The sequence below is a fragment of the Pseudomonas sp. LFM046 genome (assembly GCF_000949385.2).
In the GTDB taxonomy this organism is placed as follows: Bacteria; Pseudomonadota; Gammaproteobacteria; order Pseudomonadales; family Pseudomonadaceae; genus Metapseudomonas.
In genome coordinates this window covers 5,187,127-5,202,212 of the sequence record NZ_JYKO02000001.1, presented here as the reverse complement: position 1 = coordinate 5,202,212, position 15,086 = coordinate 5,187,127, and the positions used below count along the sequence as shown (strand labels likewise).

12 protein-coding genes are annotated in these 15,086 nt (G+C 66.0%); 2 read left to right on the top strand and 10 right to left on the bottom strand.

The window, feature by feature from the left end; translation table 11 throughout:
- Nucleotides 1-60: 60 nt before the first annotated feature.
- The 5 genes from urtD to TQ98_RS23935 all read right to left on the bottom strand — a co-directional run bounded on the left by urtD (nt 61) and on the right by TQ98_RS23935 (nt 6,023).
- Nucleotides 61-921 carry an urea ABC transporter ATP-binding protein UrtD gene (urtD, locus tag TQ98_RS23955; RefSeq protein ID WP_044873886.1) on the bottom strand — a complete coding sequence of 287 codons (861 nt, stop codon included), beginning with the start codon at nt 919-921 and terminating at the stop codon, nt 61-63.
- Nucleotides 922-2,010: an urea ABC transporter permease subunit UrtC gene (gene urtC / locus TQ98_RS23950; RefSeq protein WP_044873887.1), complete on the bottom strand. Its 1,089-nt coding sequence runs from the start codon at nt 2,008-2,010 to the stop codon at nt 922-924. It abuts the gene before it with no gap.
- Nucleotides 2,010-3,578: an urea ABC transporter permease subunit UrtB gene (gene urtB, locus TQ98_RS23945; RefSeq protein ID WP_044873888.1), complete on the bottom strand. Its 1,569-nt coding sequence runs from the start codon at nt 3,576-3,578 to the stop codon at nt 2,010-2,012. Before urtB ends, urtC begins: the two co-directional genes overlap by 1 nt.
- A 125-nt stretch (nt 3,579-3,703) precedes the next feature.
- The gene (gene urtA / locus TQ98_RS23940; RefSeq protein WP_044873889.1) at nt 3,704-4,969 is read right to left on the bottom strand and encodes an urea ABC transporter substrate-binding protein; all 1,266 of its coding nucleotides are present in this window, start codon (nt 4,967-4,969) and stop codon (nt 3,704-3,706) included.
- A 457-nt stretch (nt 4,970-5,426) separates the two neighbouring features.
- Complete coding sequence (locus TQ98_RS23935) at nt 5,427-6,023, bottom strand: MarC family protein (RefSeq protein WP_044873890.1); 597 nt, start codon at nt 6,021-6,023, stop codon at nt 5,427-5,429.
- Between the two features lie 147 nt (nt 6,024-6,170).
- Here TQ98_RS23935 and TQ98_RS23930 point away from each other — a divergent pair, with 147 nt between their 5' ends.
- Both TQ98_RS23930 and TQ98_RS23925 read left to right on the top strand, forming a co-directional pair.
- Nucleotides 6,171-6,440 (top strand): MoaD/ThiS family protein, encoded by a 270-nt coding sequence (locus TQ98_RS23930; protein WP_044873891.1) that lies wholly within the window; start codon nt 6,171-6,173, stop codon nt 6,438-6,440.
- Nucleotides 6,441-6,461: 21 nt separating this feature from the next.
- Complete coding sequence (locus TQ98_RS23925; RefSeq protein ID WP_044873892.1) at nt 6,462-7,541, top strand: sialidase; 1,080 nt, start codon at nt 6,462-6,464, stop codon at nt 7,539-7,541.
- A 142-nt stretch (nt 7,542-7,683) separates the two neighbouring features.
- Here the strand turns inward: TQ98_RS23925 and TQ98_RS23920 are convergent, their stop codons facing one another.
- The 5 genes from TQ98_RS23920 to dusB all read right to left on the bottom strand — a co-directional run bounded on the left by TQ98_RS23920 (nt 7,684) and on the right by dusB (nt 15,028).
- Entirely contained in the window at nt 7,684-10,461 is a 2,778-nt protein-coding gene (locus TQ98_RS23920) for a hybrid sensor histidine kinase/response regulator (protein ID WP_044873893.1), read from the bottom strand.
- A 111-nt stretch (nt 10,462-10,572) separates the two neighbouring features.
- The gene (purD, locus tag TQ98_RS23915) at nt 10,573-11,862 is read right to left on the bottom strand and encodes a phosphoribosylamine--glycine ligase (protein ID WP_044873894.1); all 1,290 of its coding nucleotides are present in this window, start codon (nt 11,860-11,862) and stop codon (nt 10,573-10,575) included.
- A gap of 130 nt (nt 11,863-11,992) precedes the next feature.
- Nucleotides 11,993-13,600, bottom strand: a complete 1,608-nt coding sequence (gene purH, locus TQ98_RS23910; protein WP_044873895.1) for a bifunctional phosphoribosylaminoimidazolecarboxamide formyltransferase/IMP cyclohydrolase — start codon at nt 13,598-13,600, stop codon at nt 11,993-11,995.
- Nucleotides 13,601-13,715: 115 nt separating this feature from the next.
- Nucleotides 13,716-14,036 (bottom strand): DNA-binding transcriptional regulator Fis, encoded by a 321-nt coding sequence (gene fis / locus TQ98_RS23905; RefSeq protein ID WP_028630726.1) that lies wholly within the window; start codon nt 14,034-14,036, stop codon nt 13,716-13,718.
- On the bottom strand, nt 14,033-15,028 hold the full coding sequence (gene dusB, locus TQ98_RS23900; protein WP_044873896.1) for a tRNA dihydrouridine synthase DusB: 996 nt from the start codon (nt 15,026-15,028) through the stop codon (nt 14,033-14,035). Before dusB ends, fis begins: the two co-directional genes overlap by 4 nt.
- Nucleotides 15,029-15,086 lie beyond the last annotated feature (58 nt).

Sequence of the window (15,086 nt, the reverse complement as noted above, 5' to 3'; positions counted from 1 at the left end):
CCGAGCCACCGTACCTTGCGTGGTGGATGAGAAAAGCGTCATCCACCCTACGATTCGTCTTCAGCGGCCGAGGTAGACCTCGATCACCTGTTCGTTGGCCTGCACGTCCGCCAGGGAGCCTTCGGCCAGCACGCTGCCCTGGTGCAGCACGGTGACGTGGTCGGCGATCGAGCCGACGAAGCCCATGTCGTGCTCCACCACCATCAGCGAATGCCGGCCGGCGAGTCCCTTGAACAGCTCGGCGGTGAACTCGGTCTCGGCATCGGTCATGCCCGCCACCGGCTCGTCGAGCAGCAGCAATTGCGGGGCCTGCATCAGCAGCATGCCGATCTCCAGGAACTGTTTCTGGCCATGGGACAAGAGGCCCGCCGGGCGATTGCGCGAGGCTTCCAGGCGGATCACCGCCAGCACTTCGTCGATGCGATCCTTCTGCTCGCCGGACAGTCTGGCCCGCAGGCTGGCCCACACCGATTTGTCGGTTTTCTGCGCCAGCTCCAGGTTCTCGAACACGGTCAGCGCCTCGAACACCGTGGGCTTCTGGAACTTGCGGCCGATGCCGGCCTGGGCGATTTCCACTTCGCTCATGCAGGTGAGATCGAGGGTCTCGCCGAACCAGGCCTTGCCGGTGTCGGGACGGGTCTTGCCGGTGATCACATCCATCAGCGTGGTCTTGCCGGCGCCGTTGGGACCGATGATGCAGCGCAGCTCGCCGACGCCGATGTAGAGGTTCAGCTCGCGCAGGGCCTTGAAGCCGTCGAAGCTGACGCTGATGTCTTCCAGGGTGAGGATGGTGCCGTGGCGCACATCCAGGCCGGCTTCGGCGCGATGGCCGACACCCAGGGCGTCGCGGCCGCTGCCGGCATCGCGGTTGGGGTCGAAGGCGGGTTCGAGCATGAGTTCGGGTACCGGGGCTGCGCGCATTTACTTGTCTCCCTTTCTCACCAGGCCGATCACGCCCTTGGGCAGGTAGAGCGTGACCAGGATGAACAGGGCGCCGAGGAAGAACAGCCAGTATTCCGGGAAGGCCACGGTGAACCAGCTCTTCATGCCATTCACCAGGCCGGCGCCGAGCAACGGGCCGACCAGGGAGCCGCGTCCGCCGAGGGCGACCCAGACGGCCGCCTCGATGGAGTTGGTGGGGGACATCTCGCTGGGGTTGATGATGCCCACCTGGGGCACGTACAAGGCGCCGGCCAGGCCGCAGAGCACCGCCGACAGCACCCAGACGAACAGCTTGTAGCCGCGCGGGTCGTAGCCGCAGAACATCAGGCGGTTCTCGGCGTCGCGCAGGGCGGTGAGTACCCGGCCGAACTTGCTCCGCGCGAGAAGCCAGCCCAGCAGCAGACTGCCCACCAGCAGGCCGACGGTGGCCAGGAACAGCACGGCGCGGGTGCCTGGTGCGGTGATCTCGAAGCCGAGGATGCGCTTGAAGTCGGTGAAGCCGTTGTTGCCGCCGAAGCCGGTTTCGTTGCGGAAGAACAGCAGCATGCCGGCGAAGGTCAGGGCCTGGGTCATGATCGAGAAATACACGCCCTTGATCCGCGAGCGGAAGGCGAAGAAGCCGAACACCAGGGCCAGCAGGCCGGGGGCGAGCACCACCAGGCACAGCGCCCAGAGGAAGTGCTGGGTGCCGGCCCAGTACCAGGGTAGCTCGGTCCAGGCGAGAAAGCCCATGAAGGCCGGCAGGCCGTCACCCGCCGCCTCGCGCATCAGGTACATGCCCATGGCGTAGCCGCCCAGGGCGAAGAACAGCCCGTGGCCGAGGGACAAGAGCCCCGCGTAGCCCCAGACCAGGTCCAGGGCCAGGGCCACTATGGCGTAGCAGAGGATCTTGCCCACCAGGGTCAGGGTGTAGGCCGAGACCTGCAGCGGGTTGTCCGCCGGCAGCAGATGCAACAGCGGCAGGGCCAGCACGATCGTGAGTACGGCCAGGCCGATGGCCAGCGAGGTGCGCGGGCCGAGGGTGGCGGTGGTGCGGTCGAGCAGGGTCTGGTTGAGTGGTTGAGTCATCAGTCGATCACCCGTCCCTTGAGAGCGAAGAGGCCCTGGGGCCGCTTCTGGATGAAGAGGATGACCAGCGCCAGGATCAGGATCTTGCCCAGCACGGCGCCGATCGAAGGTTCCAGGATCTTGTTCGCCACGCCCAGGCCGAAGGCCGCCATCACGCTGCCGGCGAGCTGGCCGACGCCGCCGAGGACCACCACCAGGAAGGAGTCGATGATGTAGCCCTGGCCGAGGTCCGGGCCGACGTTGCCGATCTGCGACAGGGCCACGCCGCCGAGGCCGGCTATCCCTGAGCCAAGGCCGAAGGCGAGCATGTCCACGCGGCCGGTCGGCACGCCACAGCAGGCGGCCATGTTGCGGTTCTGGGTGACGGCGCGCACGTTCAGGCCCAAGCGCGTCCGGTTCAGCAGCAGCCAGGTGAGGGCCACGACGAACAGGGCGAAGCCGATGATCACGATGCGGTTGTAGGGCAGCACCAGGTTGGGCAGCACCTGGATACCGCCGGAGAGCCAGGCCGGGTTGGCCACTTCGACGTTCTGCGCACCGAAGATCACCCGCACCAACTGGATCAGGATCAGGCTGATGCCCCAGGTGGCCAGCAGGGTTTCCAGCGGGCGGCCGTAGAGGTGGCGGATAACCACGCGTTCCAGGGCCATGCCCACCAGCGCGGTGGCCAGGAAGGCCGCCGGCAGCGCCACCAGCGGGTAGAGGGCGAGCAGTTCGGGGGCCAGGCGCTGGAAGCCCAGCTGCACCAGGTAGGTGGTGTAGGCGCCGAGCATCAGCATTTCGCCGTGGGCCATATTGATCACCCCCAGCAGGCCGAAAGTGATGGCCAGGCCGAGGGCGGCGAGCAGCAGGATGGAACCCAGGGACAGGCCGCTGAAGGCCTGGCCGAGCAGCTCTCCAACCAGAAGCCGGCGCTTGACCTGGACCAGGCTGGTTTCGGCGGCGGTGCGCACGGCAGCGTCGGTCTCTACAGCCGGATCGAGCAGGGCTTCGAGGCGGGTACGGGCCAGCGGATCGCCGGTTTCGCCGAGCAGGCGCACGGCGTTGAGGCGGATCGCCGGATTCGGATCGGCCAGTTGCAGGTTGGCCAGGGCGAGGGAGAGGGCGTCGCGCACGCCGGCGTCCTCCTCGGCCACCATGCGCTGGTTGAACAGCGCCAGTTGCGCCGGCTTGGCGCTCTTCTGCAGTTGGCGCGCACCTTCCAGGCGGATGGCGGACTCGCTGGCGAGCAGCTGGTGGCTGGCCTGGGCGGCGATCAACAGGCCGCGCAGGCGGTTGTTCAGGCGCAGGCTCTTCGGTGCGGCGCCGGGGGTGGCGTTACCTTCGGCGGCGTGGAAGGTGCCGCCCTGTTCGATATAGGCGAGTTTCGCGTCAATGGCGAAGCGGCCCTGCTGCAGGGCATCGAGCAAGGGCTGGCGTGCGGCGTCGGGCTCTGCGGCCCAGCGTTCCAGCAGCTTCGCCTGCTGCGCCGGATTGGCGGCGGCGAAGTCGTTGGCGTCGCCGGCGAATGCTTCGACGGGAAGCAGCAGGGCCAGGGCGAGGAGGATTCGGTAGAGGGCTTTAGGCATTGGGTGATCCTGGTTCATGGGCGTGGTGCTGCGCCGACGGACACAGCCCTCACCCCCGGCCCCTCTCCCGGAGGGAGAGGGGCCGGGGGTGAGGGAAGCCAGGTCATGTACGGATTGTTTTCGGTTCAGTTGCTCTTCACCGCATAATCCGGCTTCTTGTCGTTGCCGGGGATGAAGGGGCTCCAGGGTTGGGCGCGCAGCGGGCCTTCGGTTTGCCAGACCACCGAGAACTGACCGTCTTCCTGGATCTCGCCGATCATCACCGGCTTGTGCAGGTGGTGGTTGGTCTTGTCCATGGTCAGGGTGTAGCCCGACGGCGCGGCAAAGCTCTGGCCGGCCAGCGCCTCGCGGACCTTGTCCACATCGGTGCTACCGGCCTTTTCCACGGCCTGGGCCCACATGTTAATGCCGACGTAGGTGGCTTCCATCGGGTCGTTGGTCACCGCGCTCTGGTAGTTGGGCAGGTTCCTGGCCTTGGCGTAGGCCTTCCACTGCTCGACGAACTTGCCGTTGACCGGGTTATCCACCGACTCGAAGTAGTTCCAGGCGGCCAGGTGACCCACCAGCGGCTTGGTGTCGATGCCGCGCAGTTCCTCCTCGCCCACGGAGAAGGCCACCACCGGCACGTCGGTGGCTTCCAGGCCCTGGTTGGCCAGCTCCTTGTAGAAGGGCACGTTGGAATCGCCGTTGACGGTGGAGATCACCGCGGTCTTGCCGCTGGCGGCGAACTTCTTGATGTTGGCGACTATGGTCTGGTAATCGCTGTGGCCGAAGGGGGTGTAGACCTCTTCGATATCCTTGTCGGCCACACCCTTGCTGTGCAGGAAGCTGCGCAGGATCTTGTTGGTGGTGCGCGGGTAGACGTAGTCGGTGCCCAGCAGGAAGAAGCGCTTGGCGCTGCCGCCATCCTCGCTCATCAGGTATTCCACCGCCGGGATGGCCTGCTGGTTGGGCGCGGCGCCGGTGTAGAAGACGTTGGGAGAGAGCTCCTCGCCCTCGTACTGCACCGGGTAGAAGAGCAGCCCGTTCAGCTCCTCGAACACCGGCAGCACGGACTTGCGCGATACCGAGGTCCAGCAGCCGAAGACCACGTCCACCTTGTCCTTGGTCAGCAGCTGGCGGGCCTTCTCGGCGAATAGTGGCCAGTTGGAGGCCGGGTCCACCACCACCGGTTCCAGCTGCTTGCCGTTCACGCCGCCCTTGGCGTTGATCTCGTCGATCGTCATCAGCGCCATGTCTTTCAGCGAGGTCTCGGAAATCGCCATGGTGCCGGAGAGCGAATGCAGGATGCCGACCTTGATGGTCTCGGCGGCCTGCAGGGTCCAGGACATGCCCATGGCGGCGATGGATGCGGAAAGGGTGAACGCCTTGATCAGGCTGCGACGTTGCATGGGTCGGTCTCCATTCTCACAAGTATTTGAAATAACTGCGTTTATTGGTCTGGTATCGGGCAGTTTTCAAAGGGGCTTCCTCGTCACCCTCGGGCGGGCTGCGGCGTATGCCGGGCGCTGTGCAACAGGTGCCGGGTGATCTTGCGTACTTCTGCCTTGCGGGTCTCGATATGGGGCCTCAGCAATTGCTGTGCCTCTTCGCACTTGTGTTCGCCGACGGCCCGCCGCTACTACCCGCGGGTAATGGCAGTCCTCGTTCAGGCGCGACACTTCGGGGCTGTCTTGCCGGCGCGGCTGCACCATCCAGGTGCGACCGAACCGTTGCAGTGCTTCGAGCTGAGCCTCGTTGGCGGCGCCTGGCGCTGCTGGCTGGCGATGAAGGCGCGGGGATATCGGCACGCCGGGGGACGGCGCATGAAGGTGCCCGGATTTCATCCGGGCCATGGTTCGCGCGGTGTCAGGGCACCATGTAGTTCTTCACCCCGGTGAAGATGATCTGCGCGGCGAGGGCGCAGACGAACAGGCCCATCAGGCGGCTGACGATCTGCAGGCCCTGATCACCCAGCAGGCGCTCGATGCGGTCGGAGAGGTAGAGCACCGCGCCGACGGTGGCGCTGGCAATGGCGATGGCCATCAGTGCGGTGAGCTTGTCGTCCCACTGCACGTGGCCCGCACCCATCACCAGCATGGCGCCGATGGTGCCGGGGCCGACGGTGAGGGGGATGGTCAGCGGCACGATGGTCACGTCCTGCTGGACGTTGTCCGCCTGCACCGCCGATTTGCCCTGGGCCATGCCGAGGGCGGAGATGAACAGCACGGCGCCGGCGCCGATGCGGAATGCGTCGATGGTGATGCCGAAAATGTTGAAGATGCCTTGGCCGAAGAGGTAGAGCAGGGCGCTGGACACCAGGGTTCCGAGGGCCACTTTCCAGGCGAGCTTTTTGCGTTCCTTCACCGTGTAGCCACGGGTCAGGCCGATGAAACAGGAGAGCACGAAGAAGGGGCTGTAGAGCACCAGCATCTTCAGGTAAAGGCTGGAAAGGCTTTCAAGCATGGTGGGGGCATCCGTTCGTTACATCCAGGGCGGGCCGCCTGCTCAGTGTAGAGGCTGTGCTGCCATTGGGCGCACAACTATAACCGTCCCCCGGTGGTCGGCTATACCTTCTTCCACTGGGGCGTTTCGCCGCGCAGGGAGCCGTTCATGGCGCACATCAGTTTCACTCCCAACCTGCAGCGTCATCTCGATGTCCCCGAGCTGGACGTCGCGGCCACCACCGTGTCTGCCGCACTGGAGGAGGCCTTCACCGCCAATCCGCGCCTGCGCAGCTACCTGCTCGACGACCAGGGGCGCCTGCGTCGCCATGTGGCGATCTTCGTCGACGCCCAGCAAGTGAACGACCGCCGCCGACTTTCCGATCCGGTGGGGCCGGCCAGCGACATCTTCGTCGTCCAGGCCCTGTCCGGCGGCTGAGCCGGCGCAAGGAGAACGAGCATGAGCCGATGCATCCATGTGGCGACCCGCAAGGGCCTGCTGCGTTTCGAACCTGAAGGCGGTGGCTGGCGCCTGGCGCGCCAGGACTTCCTGGGCGAGCCGGTGAGCATGCTGCTGACCGACCCCCGCGACGGCCATCTTTATGCGGCCCTGCACCTGGGCCACTTCGGCCCCAAACTGTGGCGCTCCGCCGACGGCGGGCAGAACTGGGAGGAGATTCCCTCCCCGGCCTTCCCCCAGGCCGCCGAGGGAACGGAGGGGCCTTCCGTGGAGATGATCTGGTGCCTGGAGCCGGGTGGCGCTGACCAGCCCGGCACCCTGTGGGCCGGCACCATTCCTGGCGGACTGTTCAGGTCCCGCGACCATGGCAGTTCCTGGGAGTTGGTGGACAGCCTCTGGCAGCGCCCGGAACGGGCCAACTGGTTTGGTGGTGGCTATGACCATCCGGGCATCCATTCAATCTGCGTCGATCCACGCAACAGCCGACACCTGACCCTGGCGGTGTCCTGCGGCGGCATCTGGCACAGCGAGGATGAGGGGGGCAGCTGGAACCACCGCACGCGGGGCATGCGCGCCGCCTACATGCCCCCGGAGCGCGCCGAGGACCCGGATATCCAGGACCCGCACCGCATGGTCGCCTGCCCGGGGGACCCGGAGCGGCTCTGGGTGCAGCATCACAGCGGCATCTTCGTCAGCTCCGATCGCGCATTGAACTGGCGGGAGATCCAGCAGGCCGGCCCCTCCACCTTCGGCTTCGCGGTCGCGGTGCATCCGGCCGACCCGGACTGCGCCTGGTTCGTGCCGGCGGTGAAGGACGAATGCCGCGTTCCCGCCGAACAGCGCCTGCGGGTGACCCGCACCCGCGACGGCGGCAAGAGCTTCGATGTGCTGGAACAGGGCTTGCCGCAGGAGCTCTGCTACGACCTGGTGTACCGCCATGGGCTGGACGTGGATGGCACTGGCCAGCGCCTGGTGATGGGTTCCACCACCGGGCACCTGTGGACGTCGGAGGATCAGGGGGACAGCTGGAGCCAGGTAGCCGGGCACCTGCCGCCGATCTTTGCGGTGCGCTGGGGGTGATGCTCATGCACGGCCCCGTAGGTTGGTGCTGAGCCTGCGAAGCCCAACGAACGACGTGTCCGGCTAGACGTTGGGCCTCGCTTCGCTCGGCGCCAACCTACGCTCCGCTTTCGCGAATCAATGACAGGTTGTCCACCGGCGCTCAGCTGTGCATCGCGTGCTGTTCGCGCATTTCCTTTTCGGCGACCCAGTATTCGATCAGCTCCCGCAGTTGCGAGAGTTCCACCGGCTTGGCCATGTGGCCGTCCATGCCGGCGAGGCGGGCGCGTTCCTTGTGTTCGCTGAGGATGTGGGCGGTCAGGGCCACCACCGGGGTGCGCGGGCGCTGTTCCAGGTTCTCCCAGTGGCGCAGCATTTCGGTGGCGGTGAAGCCATCCAGCACGGGCATTTCGCAGTCCATGAGCACCAGGTCGTAGTGCTGGTTCTTCATGGCGCTCAGGGCTTCCTCGCCGTTGCTGGCGGTGTCGGGCTCGAGGTTGAGCTTGCTCAGCATGCCGCGGATGACTTTGGTGGAGATGCTGTTGTCCTCGGCCACCAGGATGCGGAAGTCGCTGGGAACGTGGATCGGCTCGCTGACCTGGGAACCCGGCAGGGAGATGGCGCCGCCACTGCGGCGCTGGTTCAGCTCGTCGGCCAGGGTGGTCTTCAGCGTGTAGCCGGCCACCGGCTTGGCGAGGATGCGCTTGATGCCGGCGTTGCGCGCGATGATCTTGCTCGGCGCATTGCTGATGCCGGTGAGCATGATGATCAGGATGTCGTGGTTGAGGCTGGGGTCTTCCTTGATCTTGGCCGCCAGCTGCATGCCGGTCATGCCGGGCATGTCCTGGTCCAGCATGACCACGTCGAAGTATTCCCGCAGGTGCGCCTTAGTGCGCAGCAGGGCCAGCGCCTCCTTGCCGGAGGGCACGGCGCTGACCTGCAGGCCCCAGGCGCTGCACTGCTGCACCAGCACCTTGCGGCAGGTGTCGTTGTCGTCCACCACCAGCAGGCGTGCGCCTTCCAGCGGGCTGTCGAGGTCGGCGGCGGGGCGCTCCAGGTGCTGGCTGTCCAGGGGCAGGGTCAGCCACAGGGTGCTGCCCTGGCCGGAGCCGCTCTGGATGCCGAACTCGCCCTGCATCAGGCCCACCAGCTGGCGGGCGATCACCAGGCCCAGGCGGCCGCCGAGCTTGGACGCCGCGAGGAGGTCGCTGCTCTGCAGCTCGGCGTTGAGCAGGGCGTCGCGCTCGCTGGCTTCCAGGGGGCGGCCACTGTCCTGAACGGCGATGCGCAGGCGCGGTTCGCTGGTGCTGTTGTCCAGCGCCACTACCAGCAGGATTTCGCCTTCGTCGGTCTGCTTGAAGGCGTTGTCCAGCAAGCTCAGGAGGATCTGCCGCAGGCGCGTCGGGTCGCCGCCGATCACGCGCGGGACCTGTGGCTGCATGAAGCTGATGAGCTCGACCCGCTGCTGCTCGGCTTTGGCGCGGAAGATGTCGAGGCAGTCGTCGATCAGCGCATTGAGGTCGAACTGCACGTCGTCCAGCTCGATCTGGCCGGACTCCAGCTTGGAGATGTCGAGGATCTCGTTGATCAGGGTGAGCAGTTCGTTGCCCGAGCTGTGGATGGTCTGCACGTAGTCGCGCTGCTTGGCCGACAGCGGGGTGCCCAGCAGGAGCTCGGTCATGCCCAGCACGCCGTTCATGGGCGTGCGGATTTCGTGGCTGATCTTGGCAAGGAACTCACCTTTGGCCTTGAGCTCTGCGGAACTGGCGGCCAGGGCGCGGCTAGCGCTGAAGACTTCGTGCTGGATGCGCCGCTGGCGCTCGCTCAGGGCGATGCTGAGGAGGACGCCGCTGACGGCGGAGATCGCCAGCAGGGCGTAGGCCAGCCAGTCGGACTGCAGGCGCCAGAAGCCGAACAGGGCCGGCAGGGCACCGAGGATGGCAATGCTGAACAGGCCCAGCGCCAGGCAGAACAACCTTGCCGGGCGGTAGCCCTCGCGCAGGTGATGGACCGAGATGTAGAGCATGCTGAGGCTGGCGATGGCGGCCAGGACGTACACCAACTGGTTGAACTGCAGTTCGGTGACAATCAGCAGCAGGACGGCGGTGAGGCTGATCAGCACGATCTCGCCTAGCAACAGGCCGGTCAGCGGCGTGGTCGGGCAGACCTTGTGGAAGAAGGCTGCGGTGAAGGCCAGGGCGCAGAGCATGGCCATCAGCATGGCGAGGTTGGCGATCTGCGGCTGTGCGCTCTGCCAGTCCCCCAGCCAGGGGGCGCTGATGCCCAGCAGGCTGACGCCGGTGACGATCAGGCAGCTCTGGGCCGCGGCCAGCCAGAGACTGACGCCGGCGCGGGAGTACACGTAGCGCATCAGGTTGTAGAAGACCAGCATGACCAGGCCGCCGATCAGCAGGCCGTAGAGCAGCGGGCGCGTGTCGTCGGCGGCCATCATCGCCGAGGACTGCAGGGTCAGGGTCGGGCGCAGGGCGTGTTCTGAGGCCAGGCGCAGGTAGAGGTCCAGGGGCTCCTGCTGGACGGGGAGCGGCAGGAGGAAGTCCCGGCTGGGCAGCGGGCGTTCGCTGAAGGGCAGGCGGCTGCCGGTGCGGGTGTGTGCGACCAGTTCATCGCCCTTGAGGACGTACAGATCGAGGTAGGCGAGGTAGGGCGCGAAGACCCGCAGCAGCTGTTCATGCTGGCTGGGCGGGAGGCGGTAGTGCAGCCAGAGGGCGCTGCCGCCACCGGGGGTGTAGAGCTGTTCGAGATCGGCGGGGCTGAATTGGGCGAGGGCTTGCTGGGTGCGGACGTCATCGAGCTGCAAGCTCGCGTCGGGATCGAGCAGCATGCTCCATTGCCGTTCCTCGGCCGCCTGGGCGGGCAGCAGATACAGCAGGGCCAGCACCAGGCTGGCAATCAATCCTGTGGCAATCCTGAGCCGGAGCACGGTCGAGGTCCCTTCGTGGGTGAGTGGCCGGATTATAGCCAAGCCCCTCCTGCGCGGAATATGACCAAGGCGGCCACTGGGCCGCCCTGGTGAGCACTAACTATTGACTACTTACCCTTCCCCGCGTTCCCGGGCAATGGCTCGATAGCCAATATCCTTGCGGTAGAAGCAGCCGTTCCAGCGGATCTTCTCCGCCAGGCGGTACGCCTGCTGCTGGGCGTCGGACACGCTGGCGCCGATGGCGGTGGCGCAGAGTACCCGGCCGCCGGCCGTGACGATGTTGCCGTCCTTCAGCGCGGTGCCCGCGTGGAACACCTTGCCGTCCAGGGCGGCGGCAGCGTCCAGGCCTTCGATCACGTCACCCTTGGCGTAGTCGCCCGGGTAGCCGCCGGCGGCCAGTACCACACCTACGGTGGGGCGCGGGTCCCAGGTGGCTTCGACCTTGTCCAGGGCCTTGGCCAGTGCGGCTTCCACCAGCAGGACCAGGGACGACTCCAGGCGCACCATGATGGGCTGGGTTTCCGGGTCGCCGAAGCGGCAGTTGAACTCGATGACCTTGGGCGCGCCGCTCTTGTCGATCATCAGGCCGGCATAGAGGAAGCCGGTGTAGACGTTGCCTTCCTCGGCCATGCCGCGCACGGTCGGGTAGATCACTTCGTCCATGACACGCTGGTGTACCTCGGGGGTGACCACCGGGGCCGGGGAGTAGGCGCCCATGCCGCCGGTGTTGGGGCCGGTGTCGCCGTCGCCGACGCGCTTGTGGTCCTGGCTGGTGGCCATGGGCAGCACGTTCTGGCCGTCCACCATGACGATGAAGCTGGCTTCCTCGCCGTCGAGGAATTCCTCGATCACCACGCGCGAACCGGCGTCGCCGAAGGCATTGCCGGCGAGCATGTCACGCACGGCGTCCTCGGCTTCGGCCAGGGTCATGGCGACGATCACGCCCTTGCCCGCGGCCAGGCCGTCGGCCTTGATCACGATGGGCGCACCCTTCTCGCGCAGGTAGGCCAGGGCCGGCTCCACTTCGGTGAAGTTCTGGTAGTCGGCCGTCGGGATCTTGTGGCGGGCCAGAAAGTCCTTGGTGAAGGCCTTGGAGCCTTCCAACTGAGCGGCGCCGGCGGTGGGGCCGAAGATGGCGAGCTTGCGGCTGCGGAACAGGTCTACCACGCCTTTCACCAGCGGCGCTTCCGGGCCGACGATGGTGAGCTGGACGTTCTTCTCGGCGAAGTCAGCCAGTTGCTCCAGGGCCAGCACGTCGATGGCGACGTTCTCGCACTTGGCCTCGGTCGCGGTGCCGGCGTTGCCCGGGGCAACGAAGACCTTCGCAACGCGCGGGTCCTGGGCCACTTTCCAGGCCAGGGCGTGTTCGCGACCGCCGCTGCCGATGATGAGTACGTTCATTGAGTTCTCCTTGAGGAGGCGGGCCTGCAGCCCGAATGGTGGATAGGAAGAGCGTTATCCACCCTACGAAAGGTATTGCGCCCGGAACGGGGGCAGGGCGGACGAATGAGGCCGTCCGCCCTGGTGCCGCTTAGTGGCGGAAGTGGCGCATGCCGGTGAACACCATCGCAATGCCCGCTTCGTCGGCGGCGGCGATGACTTCGTTGTCACGCATGGAGCCGCCCGGCTGGATCACGGCGGTGATGCCGGCCTTGGCCGCGTTGTCGATGCCGTCGCGGAAGGGGAAGAAGGCATCGGAAGCCATCACCGCGCCCTTCACTTCGAGACCGGCATGCTCGGCCTTGATGGCGGCGATGCGGGCGGAGTTGACGCGGCTCATCTGGCCGGCGCCGACACCGACGGTCTGACGGTTCTTGGCGTAGACAATGGCGTTGGACTTGACGAACTTGGCCACTTTCCAGGCGAAGATCAGGTCGTGGATTTCCTGCTCGCTGGGCGCGCGCTGGGTCACGATCTTCAGGTCTTCGGCCTTGATCATGCCGATGTCGCGGCTCTGGACCAGCAGACCGCCATTGACGCGCTTGAAGTCCCAGCCCGGGGCGCGATCGGCCGGCCATTCACCGCACTCCAGCAGGCGAACGTTGGCCTTGGCGGCTACCACGGCGCGGGCGTCGGCGGAAATTTTCGGGGCGATGATCACTTCGACGAACTGGCGGTCGACGATGGCCTTGGCGGTTTCGCCGTCCAGCTCGCGGTTGAAGGCGATGATGCCGCCGAAGGCGGATTCGGTGTCGGTGGCGTAGGCCAGGTCGTAGGCCTTGCGGATGCCGCCTTCGTTCTCAGGCACAACGGCCACGCCGCAGGGGTTGGCGTGCTTGACGATGACGCAGGCCGGCTTGACGAAGCTCTTCACGCACTCCAGCGCGGCGTCGGTGTCGGCCACGTTGTTGAAGGACAGTTCCTTGCCCTGCAGTTGCACGGCGGTGGAAACGCTGGCTTCGCCCTTCTTCGCTTCCACGTAGAACGCGGCGCTCTGGTGCGGGTTCTCGCCGTAGCGCATCTCCTGGGCCTTGATGAACTGGCTGTTGAAGGTGCGCGGGAAGGCGCCACGGCCTTCGGTAGACAGGGTGTCGCGGGCCTGGTCGATGGTGCCCAGGTAGTTGGCGATCATGCCGTCGTAGGCGGAGGTGTGCTCGAACGCCTTGAGGGCCAGGTCGAAACGCTGGGCGTAGGTCAGGCCGCCGGCCTTGAGGCCGTCGAGGACGCTGGCGTAGTCGCTGGCGTTGACCACGATGGCGACGTCCTTGTGGTTCTTCGCGGCGGAGCGAACCATGGTCGGGCCGCCGATATCGATGTTCTCGATGGCGGTGGGCAGGTCGCAGTCAGGCTTGGCGACGGTGGCTTCGAAGGGGTACAGGTTGACCGCCACCAGGTCGATCGGCTTGATGCCGTGCTGTTCCATCACCGCGCCGTCCAGGTCGCGACGGCCGAGGATGCCGCCGTGGATCTTCGGGTGCAGGGTCTTCACGCGGCCGTCCATCATTTCCGGGAAGCCGGTGTAGTCAGCGACTTCCACGGCGGCGATGGCGTTGTCCTTGAGCAGCTTGTAGGTGCCGCCGGTGGAGAGGATCTCCACGCCGAGGGCAGCCAGTTCACGGGCGAACTCGACGATGCCGGTCTTGTCGGAAACGCTGATCAGGGCGCGGCGAACGGGAAGGCGGGTGGTCTGGTCGGTCATTTCGGAACCATTCAAGTGGGAGAGGATTTAGCGAGTAGGCCTGAAACTGGAAGCCGGAAGCGTGAACGTCGGGGGCTTGTCCCGCTTCAGGCTTCCGGCTTCCAGCTCCCGCCCTTCAGAGCAGGTCGTATTGCTTGAGCTTCTTGCGCAGCGTGCCGCGGTTGAGGCCGAGCATTTCGGAAGCCTTGGTCTGGTTACCCTTGACGTAGTTCATCACGGATTCCAGAAGCGGCGCTTCCACTTCGGAAAGCACCAGGTTGTACACGTCCGTGACGGCGGCGCCCTCAAGATGGGCGAAATAGTTGTGCAGTGCCTTCTCGACACTGCCACGCAGGGTCTGGCCCTCTGCGGTGGGTGCCGTCAGGTGCTGTTTCAGGTTGGCGTTGTCGCTCACGGGTGTTGCCCCATCAAAAAAATTCTCGGTCATCGTCGTCATGCGGCCTTTTCCCCTTCGTTGTGACGCTCGGCGAAGAACTCCCGAACGTTGGCGCACTGCGCGTCCGTGGACTCCAAACGATTGAACTTGGCGCGAAACTCCCTGGCGCCGGGCAGGGTTGCCAGATACCAGCCGACATGCTTGCGGGCGATACGAACGCCCATCTCGTCGCCATAGAAGGCGTGCAGTGCGGCAAGGTGCTCCAGCAGTATCCGTTCCACCTCGATCAAGCCTGGCGCCGGCAGCAGCTCGCCGGTCTCCAGGTAATGCGTGATCTCGCGGAAAATCCAGGGTCGCCCCTGGGCCGCTCGACCAATCAGCAGGGCATCGGCGCCGGTGGCGTCGAGGACCTGTCTGGCTTTCTGTGGCGAATCGATATCGCCGTTGGCGAACACCGGAATGGACACCGCCTGCTTGATCGCTGCGATGGTGTCGTACTCGGCTTCGCCAGTGTACAGGTCGGCACGGGTCCGGCCGTGGACGGCCAGGGCCTGGATGCCTGCCTGTTCGGCGATTTTCGCCACTGTGACGCCGTTCCTGTTCGATCGATCCCAGCCGGTCCGAATCTTCAGGGTGACGGGCACGTCGACGGCCTTGACCACGGCGTCGAGGATTTCGGCCACCAGGGCCTCGTCCTTCATCAGCGCCGAGCCAGCGGCCTTGTTGCAGACCTTTTTCGCCGGGCAGCCCATGTTGATGTCGATGATCTGCGCACCGAGTTCGACATTGGCCCTGGCCGCCTCCGCCAGCATGTCCGGATCACCACCGGCTATCTGGACGGAGCGGGGCTCCGGGTCCCCTTCGTGGAGCAGGCGCAGCCGCGACTTGCGGCTGTTCCACAGGCGCACGTCGCTGGTGACCATCTCAGAGACCACCATGCCGGCGCCGAGGCGGCGGCAAAGCAGACGAAACGGCCGGTCGGTCACACCCGCCATGGGGGCGAGTATCACCGGATTGGGCAAGGCATAAGGGCCAATGCTTACCGACGACATAGGTCTTCCCTGTTGGGACCTGCTCAGTTGAGTCTTGGGGGAGTTCGAAAAAGGGTGG

Bases quoted from the DNA above. Each gene is read 5' to 3' on its own strand.
- TQ98_RS23930 (WP_044873891.1), top strand. From the start codon at position 6,171: ATGGCGCACATCAGTTTCACTCCCAACCTGCAGCGTCATCTCGATGTC.
- urtC (WP_044873887.1), bottom strand. From the start codon at position 2,010: ATGACTCAACCACTCAACCAGACCCTGCTCGACCGCACCACCGCCACC.
- urtA (WP_044873889.1), bottom strand. From the start codon at position 4,969: ATGCAACGTCGCAGCCTGATCAAGGCGTTCACCCTTTCCGCATCCATC.
- fis (WP_028630726.1), bottom strand. From the start codon at position 14,036: ATGACGACGATGACCGAGAATTTTTTTGATGGGGCAACACCCGTGAGC.
- dusB (WP_044873896.1), bottom strand. From the start codon at position 15,028: ATGTCGTCGGTAAGCATTGGCCCTTATGCCTTGCCCAATCCGGTGATA.
- TQ98_RS23935 (WP_044873890.1), bottom strand. From the start codon at position 6,023: ATGCTTGAAAGCCTTTCCAGCCTTTACCTGAAGATGCTGGTGCTCTAC.
- urtB (WP_044873888.1), bottom strand. From the start codon at position 3,578: ATGCCTAAAGCCCTCTACCGAATCCTCCTCGCCCTGGCCCTGCTGCTT.
- purD (WP_044873894.1), bottom strand. From the start codon at position 11,862: ATGAACGTACTCATCATCGGCAGCGGCGGTCGCGAACACGCCCTGGCC.
- purH (WP_044873895.1), bottom strand. From the start codon at position 13,600: ATGACCGACCAGACCACCCGCCTTCCCGTTCGCCGCGCCCTGATCAGC.
- urtD (WP_044873886.1), bottom strand. From the start codon at position 921: ATGCGCGCAGCCCCGGTACCCGAACTCATGCTCGAACCCGCCTTCGAC.
- TQ98_RS23925 (WP_044873892.1), top strand. From the start codon at position 6,462: ATGAGCCGATGCATCCATGTGGCGACCCGCAAGGGCCTGCTGCGTTTC.